Genomic DNA, 9,197 nt, shown 5'->3' on the forward strand with positions numbered 1-9,197 from the left:
ATGTATCCGCATAGCGGCAAACAGCTTAGTTATCACGGTATACACACTGGTGTGAACTGATATACACATTAATATACACAGTTGTCATGCCATCACGACAAATATGATTAACCAAAACAAACAAAAACAGTAGAATAACTTTTTGATTTTATGACAAATACAAACCAATCAGATACACCAAATAATGCCCAGAACGTCCCGACTATCTATTGGCACGACTACGAGAGTTGGGGTGCGACGCCGCAAAAAGACAGGCCAAGCCAGTTTGCTGGGATCAGAACGGATCTGGATCTCAATATTATTGGTGAGCCACTGATTGAGTATTGTCAACCAGCGCCTGATTATCTCCCGCATCCTCAAGCCTGTTTGGTCACTGGGATCACACCACAGTTAGCACTAAAAAAAGGCCTGACTGAGGCCGAGTTTATGGCAAAGATCCACGCTGAATTTGCCAAACCGCAAACCTGCGTTGCCGGATATAACAGTATTCGGTTTGATGATGAGCTAACCCGTTATAGCCTTTATCGTAATTTTTATGACCCCTATGAACGTGAATGGCAAAATGGCAATAGCCGCTGGGATATCATAGATCTAGTTAGAGCCTGCTATGCGCTTCGCCCTGAAGGGATTGAATGGCCAACCCGTGAAGATGGTAACCCTAGTTTTAAACTGGAACACTTAACCGTCGCCAATGGCATTGAGCACGGCGCCGCGCACGATGCATTGAGTGATGTTACCGCAACGATTGCGCTGGCAAAACTGATTAAAACCAAACAGCCAAAACTGTATGAGTTCTACTTTAATCACAGACATAAAAAAGCGGTGTCGAGCCTAATCGACGTTTTCAATATGCAGCCTTTAGTACACGTTTCTTCTATGTTTCCAGCACAACAAGGTTGCACCACTTGGATTGCCCCGATGAGTTTTCACCCGATCAATAGCAATGCCGTGATCTGCTTTGATTTAACACAGGCACCGGAGGTATTGAATGACCTTGACGTTGAGGCACTCAAACAACGGCTTTATACAAAACGCAGTGAACTGGGTGATGATGAGCTACCGGTTGGATTAAAACTAGTACATATCAATAAATGCCCGCTGGTAGCACCAGCTAAGACCCTCTTGCCCGAAAACGCAGCAAGGCTTGGAATTGACCGCGAACAATGCCTTGAAAACTTAAAGTATCTTAAAGCACGTCCAGAGCTAAGGGATAAGGTTGCAGAAGTCTTTAGCGATGAAAAGGGATTCGAGAAACCAAGTAATCCGGATTATCAACTCTACGATGGTTTCACCAGCAAGGCCGATAAAGCCAAATTTGCAATCATTCGCAATGCATCGCCCGAAGAGTTGGCAACCATTGAGCTGGATTTTGAAGACAGTAAATTTAACACTTTGCTGTTTCGCTATCGGGCAAGAAATTGGCCGCAGTCGCTCTCACCTGTAGAACTTGATAAATGGCGTAAATATTGCCAAAACAAGTTGATGCATAATGAAGATAACCCTTCAATTTCAGCCGAAGATTTTATGCTGGAGCTTGAAAACTTAGTCGCAGAGAATGAAGGTAATGAGCGCAATATGCAGATCTTAAAAGCGCTTTACCATTACGCTCAAAGTTTGTAATTCGCGGGCTTTCGGCCCATTGGAGATCGGCCTAAAGGCCGACCTACGGTGTGTGTCATGGAAAATGAGATAAGACCATGCAATGATAAATGGCCGTATCGGCCCATAGATGTCGGCCTAAAGGCCGACCTACGGTTTTAGATGTTACCCATTTCCCAGTACTTTGGCAGGATCCGTTTTGGTGGCTTGCCAAGCGGGATATAAGCTTGCGACGACTGCCATAACAAAAGTCGTGACTAAACTGATATAAATGTCTGTCCAAATAATTTTGCTCGGTAAGTATTCAATAAAGTAGACGCCTTCAAGCGGATTGCTATCACTCATATTGATCCAAGCTTTAAAAATATCGGGAATGTTAATAGCAATAAAAATGCCGATCCCAGTGCCCAGCAGTGCACCAATCCCTGCATACGTCACACCTTGTAGCGCAAAAGTCGAAAAAATCGTACTGTCCTGTGCGCCCATGGTTTTCAAAATGGCGATATCCGCCCGCTTTTCTTTTACTTCCATTACCATAGAAGAAACGATATTAAAGCTCGCGACAGCGATGATCAGAAATACCACGAGATAGACGATAGTGCGCACCATCTGAATATCTTGATACAGTCCGCCTTGCGTTCGAAACCAAGACGATACGTACACTAAATCGGGTAATGCCCTACCCGCTGATGTCGCAATTTGCTGTGCCTGAAACACATCACTCACCTTGGCACGCAAGTCCGTTACTTGATCTTCTCTAAAGTCCATCGCTTCTTGCAGTGCATTAAGCGGCACTAACGCTAATGTTTGGTCAAGTGGCCCGCCCATATCGATAAGTCCCACCACCGTCGCCGTTAATCGCTTTGGCGCAGCGAGTGGATTATCCGAATGTTTGTTAGCAACCAAGAGTTGAATATTATCGCCAGCCACGACACCAAGCTTGTCAGCTATCCCTTTACCGATGATCACTTCACCCGGTTTTAATGCTTTTAGTTCCGCACCTTTTATAAAATCACTTATGCTCGACACCGTATGATGCCTATCCGGTGCGATCCCTTTTAACTGCGCCGCTTTTAAGGTGCCTTTGTATTGCAGCATGGCTGTTAAGTTAATTTCAGCCGTCGCGCTTACGATGCCACGCTGACTCTCCAAGATCTCTACTTTTTGCTGCCACGCTTGAATAGGGTCGTAAGGTGCTTGATAACTCACTTGCGGCATCACCGACAACAGCCGCTGCTCTAATTGTTCTTCAAAACCATTAATCACAGAAAGTGCGACTATCAATACTGCCATACCCAGCATTACACCAAGCGTAGAAGCACGGGTTAAAAAACCAATAAAACCAAGCTGACGTTTAGACTCTCTAAAGCGTTTGCTTAAAAAATAACTAAGCATGCTGATACACACCTACTTTGCCATCGTCCAGTTGCACTGCACGACCAAGCTTATCTGCCAACTCTAAGTCGTGTGTTACAACAACAAAGCTGGTTTTTAGCTGCTGATTGAGTTCAGCCAGCAAGTCATAAATTCGCAGTGCATTATGCTTATCAAGATTGCCGGTTGGTTCATCAGCTAGCACCAAATCAGGTTCTGTTACTAACGCTCTTGCTATCGCAACACGCTGTCTCTCCCCCCCAGAAAGCTCTGAAGGCTTATGATCAGCACGATGACTCAAGCCAACTTTATCGAGCATGTGTAACGCTTTTTCTCGGGCTTGTTTTGCTTTATTACCGGCAATTAATAACGGCATCGCCACATTTTCAACCGCGCTAAACTCCATCAACAGATGATGAAACTGATAGATAAAACCCAAATGCTTATTTCTAAATTTCGCCTGCTTTTTACGTGACAGCTTGCCAACTTCCACACCTTTGATCTTTACACTGCCAGTGGATGCTTTATCCAAGGTACCGAGAATATGCAGTAAAGTACTTTTACCTGAGCCCGAGCTACCCACAATCGCAAGCATTTCACCTTGGGTTACAGATAAATCAACGCCTTTTAATACCGTTACTTCGGCTTTACCATCTTGGTAGCTTTTGACCAAGTCCTGGCAGTCAATGACTAAATCACTCATATCTTAATACCTCTGCTGGCAGCACACTCGACGCGCGTTTAGCTGGATACAAGGTTGCTAAAAAGCTTAGCAATATGCTGCCCACTGCCATAATCGTTAAATCTGTTAGTTCTATTTTGACCGGAAGTTCAGCGCCACCAAGCAACTGAAGGCCTGCGAGGTGGAGCACCTCATTAATATTGTTCGACAGCAATAATCCACCAGCAACACCAATGAGTGTGCCAAAAATGCCGTTATACATCCCTTGCGCCATAAACACTTTAGCTATCATTTGTGGTGTAAAGCCAAGCGTTTGCAAAATAGCCACTTCCCCTTGCTTTTCACTCACCATCATAGATAGCGCTGAAATGATATTAAATACAGCCACTATCACAATAAGGCCAAGTAATAGCGACATAATGCGCTTTTCCATTGCAACCGCCGCAAACAATGTGCCTTGCTGAGTTTGCCAATCCTGTATCTCGAGCCCTTGTAACAAGCTGTCCGCTTGCTGATAAAAATCAGGCAGACTAAAGGCATCATATAAATGAATGTTAAGGTCGTATTGCTCTGGCTTCTTGCGCATTAACCGCTGTAAACTCTTCCCGTCGGCAAATGCCAAATAAGTGTCAGCTTCGCTTTGGCCATCATATATGGCAGCTACGGTGAATAAGCGCTGCGTCGGTGTGCGGCCAAGCGGTGTGTATGTGGTGAATTCAGGCATGATCACGCGGAGTTGCTGACCAACGCTTACGCCAAGTTTATTGGCTAAATAGCGACTCAGCGCCACTTGGTATTTTTGCTCATACAATCGAGTTAAGCTACCTGCGCGTACGGCGTCATCTAACGCTGTTTCATACCCTTGAAATAGTCCTTGAAGTTGCACACCCACCAAATCTTGATTGGTTTGTAGAATTACGTCACTTGCAACATATGGCGAAACTTGCTTAACCAAAGGATGATTTTCAATGGCTTGTAATTTATTTTGATCAAGTTGCTCATTTTCCTTAATTTGCACATGCGGGATCAAATCAAGCATGGCGGCTTTTAAGGTTTGCTCAAAGCCATTCATCACTGAGCTGACGGTGATCAAACTCATCAAGCCAAGGGCGATACCCGCAATTGAGAAAAATGAGATAAACGATATAAATGCATTGCCTTTCGCAGCACGGCTATATCTTAACCCAACAAAGAGGCTAACTGGTTGAAACATAATCTATCTCGTAAAAAACTGCTGCACGGATACTAACATACTCAAAACCAGATTGATGGTAGGATTGCTATAAAAAGTGTGACAAACTATAAATTTGTTGACGTTTAGCTGTGCATTGCTGATCCCGTCAAAACGTTACTACTCGCCATACTTAGCGATTACCTTTTGCGGATCTGATATGGCACGTTTCTACGTTTGACTATTGTTGATTTCACCACCGATGTGTGGGTATCACCTAGCGTCGAGACCTTATCCAAAATTTCGTCTAGCTTAGGCATACTCTCAAAACACAACCTCACATAAAAACAATCCTCTCCCGTCACTTTGTCACATTCAATCACTTCAGGAATGTTTTGGATCATCGCTTCAAGTTGTTTTAGTTTACCGGGATGCTGACGAATACGCACAATCGCTGTCAGCGGGTAATCAAAGCTTTCTGGGTCTAATTCAATACTGTATTTACTAATTACCCCATACTCTTCCATACGTTTCATGCGCTCATTCACACTCGGTGAAGACATATTCACTGCCCGGGCCATTTCAGCAACGGACACTCGGCTGTTGTTTTCTAACAGCTTTATAAGCTTGCTATCTATCGCATCAAGCGACCATTTTTCATTATTAATTAGTTTTCGCATTTTTGCCTTTCATTTTTAGGAAATTAGAAAAATTAGCCTTTTATTGTCTATTAGTAATACGGCAAACCCTAAATAATATGCAAGTATAGAATTGAATATGACAAGGTGTGAACAATGTTTGGCTCAGATAAAGAAAAAGGTTCAATAGAGATGATAATAGCTATGGTGCTGTCCGGCACCATAGGATACTTTGTCGTCAGTGCAGAACAATCCTATTGGAATGTGGTATTTTTACGTTGTGTTATTGGCGCATTGTGCCTTCTTGGATACGTGCTCGTAACAAAGCAACTGACAAAAGAGGTGTTTAAAGGTCCCGTTTTTATGACCATCTTGCTCGGCGGTATCGCGCTGGTCGGAAACTGGGTGCTATTATTCGCCTCGTTTGACTATATTCCTTTTTCAATTTCAATCATCGCATACCATCTACAACCTTTGATGTTGGTATTATTAAGCGCGGTGTTTTATCGTCAGTATCCAAGTAAGGCAATCCTTTTATGGTTGGCCATCGCCGTGGTGGGATTATGGTTGGTTGTGGGGATCCCGTATCAAGAAATAGTCGCGGTGATTTTTGCACAAGAGAGTAACCAAGCCGTTTTTGGTCTGCTACTAGCACTTGGAGCTGCATTTCTGTATACCATTACAACGCTGATGACGAAAAAGGTAAGCCAAGTGCCATCCGGTGTAGTTGCTGTGATCCAAATCTTTTTTGGTGGCTTATTTTTGTTGCCTTGGGTTGATTTTTCACACTTCCCAGTGACTTCATCGAGCTGGGGTAATATCTTATTCTTAGGCGTCGTCAACACAGGGTTTATGTATGTGATCATGTATGATGCGTTTCAACGCTTAAGCACCACATTAATTGCTATTCTTTCTTTTATTTATCCGGTCGTGGCGCTGTTAGTAGATTTTATTGCATTCGAGCACACGATTTTGATGCTACAAACGCTTGGGATTGTTTTAATCTTAACAGCCGTCAGCGCTGTAAAGTTCGATTGGAAGTTAGGCAAGCTAATTAACCTGAGGTTTGGATAAGGAGTGTTCCAACTCATTGTTGCTAAAGCACAACTTAGTTTTTCCTTGTCTAGCCAGAGAGTTTTAGGGAAAACAAGGCGAATTTACGCACCAATAGCTGGCTATTGGAAGTGAATTCAACGCAGTTAGCGCTAAAACTGGCTGCTAGAAAGGCATTAATTATCCGCAGCTCAGGTTATTTAGCACACCAAAGCAAAAAATCAGTTAATTTAGCTAATTTGAACTTAAAGGAAACACCAGTGATAAAAGCAGAGTAAAGTGCAAGTACTTTGCTCTGCTGCTGTTGACTAGCTTACTGCTCTAGGTAACAAATAACCGCTGCTTGCTTAGGGTTGCTTTGTGTATCTTCAATCAGATAGCTCGCTTTTTTACTGTTTTGGCATAAACACATGTCATAATGACTGATCATGTAAGCATTACCTACAGCATCTTCATCCGTTTTTTGAATGCTACAGGTAGGCTCTCTCCAAATTGGATCCCAGCCGCTTTGGCCAATAGCAACAATTTTAATGTTTTGTTGAGTAACGAGTGCTTTCGCCTCTTCTACTTCTTGAGCAGATACAGACAATACAGTGAATGCAACGAGTGCGGTGATTAGCTTTTTCATTTTTCATCCTTAATTTAAGTCAGCGCTATAGATAAAAAACAGCAAAATACTGTAACAGAAATCAAAATATTGAATAAAAACTCTATAGCGCTTGCTATTTTATTCATTAAATATGACAACTCAAGAATAAATTTATTAAATTTACAAAAACAATTTCAACATTAAAGCCTCATCAAGAAAACTCACCTTAATACGTCAAGGCACATACTTTGGCTCTCTTCTCATTTAGATTAAATAAACATATTAGACGCGAATTAAATAACAAAAAGAAATAAGTGAAATTAATTCCATTTATCTTAATAGCGCACTTTACACAACAAACTCGCACAGTTTAAAAATTCACAATTCCATTAACCTAAACACCATGATTTTCTTAATTCCGAATAACACAAGACATAACTCAAACAATAAAAATCCAACACTGATTATTAAGAGAAATTATTTTTCATACATTTAGAATATTAGTACATAGAGCATTTACACCAAAATTAATTCAATAAAACTCAAATATCAAAATTAGACAAACAGCATTAAAAATAACAAACTTTATTACTTCATAAAAAACAACAATGAAATTATTTAGGTTAATTTAGTCAAAATAAAATCATTAGCATCAAAATAATTTCAATGTTTGAATACGCAACTTGTGAACGGGGTGTAATTAAAATGTGTACAGCATCACTTTTAATTGCCTATTTATCATACTTCTGCATTAAGGTTTTTTGAGATGAATGGCTTTTCTTCAAACACTTGTTACGAACTTGTCTCTGAAGCGCTAGAGGATATCGAGGCTCTACATGAGGAGTTTCAAGGTGTTGAAGAGGATGAACATGCCAGCCACCGCGTTGTTGACATTGCACGGCAGTTAGTCGCATTCAAATCAATCACGCCGGATGATGTTGGGTGCCAACTGTGGTTAGCACAAGAGCTGCGGACTTTGGGTTTTTCAATCAAGCACTTGCCTGTTCGTGATGTGAGTAACTTAATAGCGAGCATAGGTAACAATAGTGACGCTAGGTTTGCTTTTCTTGGTCATACCGATGTAGTACCAGCCGGAAGTACACAAGATTGGCAGTTTAACCCTTTTAAGCTGACAGAACACAATGGCTGTCTCTTCGCCAGAGGTATTGTTGATATGAAAGGCGCTATTGCCGCCTTTTTCTGTGCAATTGAGGCTCTAGTGACAGACTTTGGAATACCGGAAAAAGAGCTTTGGTTGCTACTCACTAGCGACGAGGAAGGCGAAGCGGAACACGGAACCAAGCGGATCACTCAGTTTTTAAAACAGCAGCGTATCACATTTGATTTTACCTTGGTCGGAGAGCCAAGCTCTGAAGCGCAAGTAGCAGATACACTGAAAGTCGGTCGCCGTGGTGCTTTGTCTTTTACCATTAATTTACATGGTAAAAGTGGACATGTGGCTTACCCTCAAAAAGCGACCAATGCCATCCATCTAGCACAAAATATTATGCAAGTATTATTGTCAGTAGATTGGCCTAAGCACTGTGATAACTTTGACTCGACCACACTACAATTCACTCATGTAAATTCTGGCGATTTTGTTGACAACATCATTCCAAGCCAATGTCAGCTAAATTTTAATATCCGTTATACACCCGCATACAACGAATATGAATTGGTCCAGCTGGTCAGAGAAACCATCGAAAAACATACACTCAATTATGCATTAACGACCAATAACTCCTGTAAACCCTATTACTGCGTAAATAATGATGAGATCCCTTCTCCATCCCTCGCTATCGTCTGCGATGAAATCAACAGTCAATGTCATTTCACACCAAAACTATCGACCGCAGGGGGAACATCGGATGGCCGCTTTATTGCTGAAATATCAACCTCAGTATTAGAACTTGGATTGGTGAACAAAACCATTCATCAAATAGATGAACACACAACAACATCCGACTTAATCCAGCTTCAACAACTTTACTACGGCATCTATAAACGCCTGCTCTACCCTACGCTTCATGTTCACTCAACCGCTCAAGATGAACTGCTGCAACTTCGCTAATTAATAGAAAATAGATAACT

The 9,197-nt window shown here is 41.9% G+C and carries 8 protein-coding genes; 3 read left to right on the plus strand and 5 right to left on the minus strand.

Going from position 1 to position 9,197, the window contains the following annotated elements; all coding sequences use genetic code 11:
• Positions 1-150: 150 nt before the first annotated feature.
• Complete coding sequence (sbcB, locus tag EXT47_RS09195) at positions 151-1,620, plus strand: exodeoxyribonuclease I (RefSeq protein WP_130126435.1); 1,470 nt, start codon at positions 151-153, stop codon at positions 1,618-1,620.
• Positions 1,621-1,764: 144 nt separating this feature from the next.
• Here the strand turns inward: sbcB and EXT47_RS09200 are convergent, their stop codons facing one another.
• From EXT47_RS09200 to EXT47_RS09215, 4 genes are all read right to left on the minus strand, one after another.
• Positions 1,765-2,994 (minus strand): lipoprotein-releasing ABC transporter permease subunit, encoded by a 1,230-nt coding sequence (locus EXT47_RS09200; RefSeq protein ID WP_039497758.1) that lies wholly within the window; start codon positions 2,992-2,994, stop codon positions 1,765-1,767.
• Positions 2,987-3,676, minus strand: coding sequence for a lipoprotein-releasing ABC transporter ATP-binding protein LolD (lolD, locus tag EXT47_RS09205; RefSeq protein WP_039497757.1), 690 nt, complete (start codon positions 3,674-3,676; stop codon positions 2,987-2,989). Before lolD ends, EXT47_RS09200 begins: the two co-directional genes overlap by 8 nt.
• On the minus strand, positions 3,669-4,868 hold the full coding sequence (locus EXT47_RS09210; RefSeq protein ID WP_010604888.1) for a lipoprotein-releasing ABC transporter permease subunit: 1,200 nt from the start codon (positions 4,866-4,868) through the stop codon (positions 3,669-3,671). Before EXT47_RS09210 ends, lolD begins: the two co-directional genes overlap by 8 nt.
• Before the next feature lie 158 nt (positions 4,869-5,026).
• Entirely contained in the window at positions 5,027-5,506 is a 480-nt protein-coding gene (locus EXT47_RS09215; RefSeq protein WP_069022524.1) for an Lrp/AsnC family transcriptional regulator, read from the minus strand.
• A gap of 114 nt (positions 5,507-5,620) precedes the next feature.
• On the opposite strand from EXT47_RS09215, the gene EXT47_RS09220 reads away from it, so the two are divergent.
• Entirely contained in the window at positions 5,621-6,538 is a 918-nt protein-coding gene (locus tag EXT47_RS09220) for a DMT family transporter (protein ID WP_130126437.1), read from the plus strand.
• 292 nt (positions 6,539-6,830) lie between these two features.
• Here the strand turns inward: EXT47_RS09220 and EXT47_RS09225 are convergent, their stop codons facing one another.
• Positions 6,831-7,145 (minus strand): hypothetical protein, encoded by a 315-nt coding sequence (locus EXT47_RS09225; protein ID WP_039497753.1) that lies wholly within the window; start codon positions 7,143-7,145, stop codon positions 6,831-6,833.
• Positions 7,146-7,872: 727 nt separating this feature from the next.
• Between EXT47_RS09225 and dapE the strand changes: the two genes are divergently transcribed.
• Complete coding sequence (gene dapE, locus EXT47_RS09230) at positions 7,873-9,177, plus strand: succinyl-diaminopimelate desuccinylase (RefSeq protein WP_130126440.1); 1,305 nt, start codon at positions 7,873-7,875, stop codon at positions 9,175-9,177.
• The last annotated feature ends 20 nt before the right edge of the window (positions 9,178-9,197 follow it).

It is taken from the genome of Pseudoalteromonas sp. CO342X (assembly GCF_004208915.1).
In the GTDB taxonomy this organism is placed as follows: domain Bacteria; phylum Pseudomonadota; class Gammaproteobacteria; order Enterobacterales; family Alteromonadaceae; genus Pseudoalteromonas; species Pseudoalteromonas maricaloris.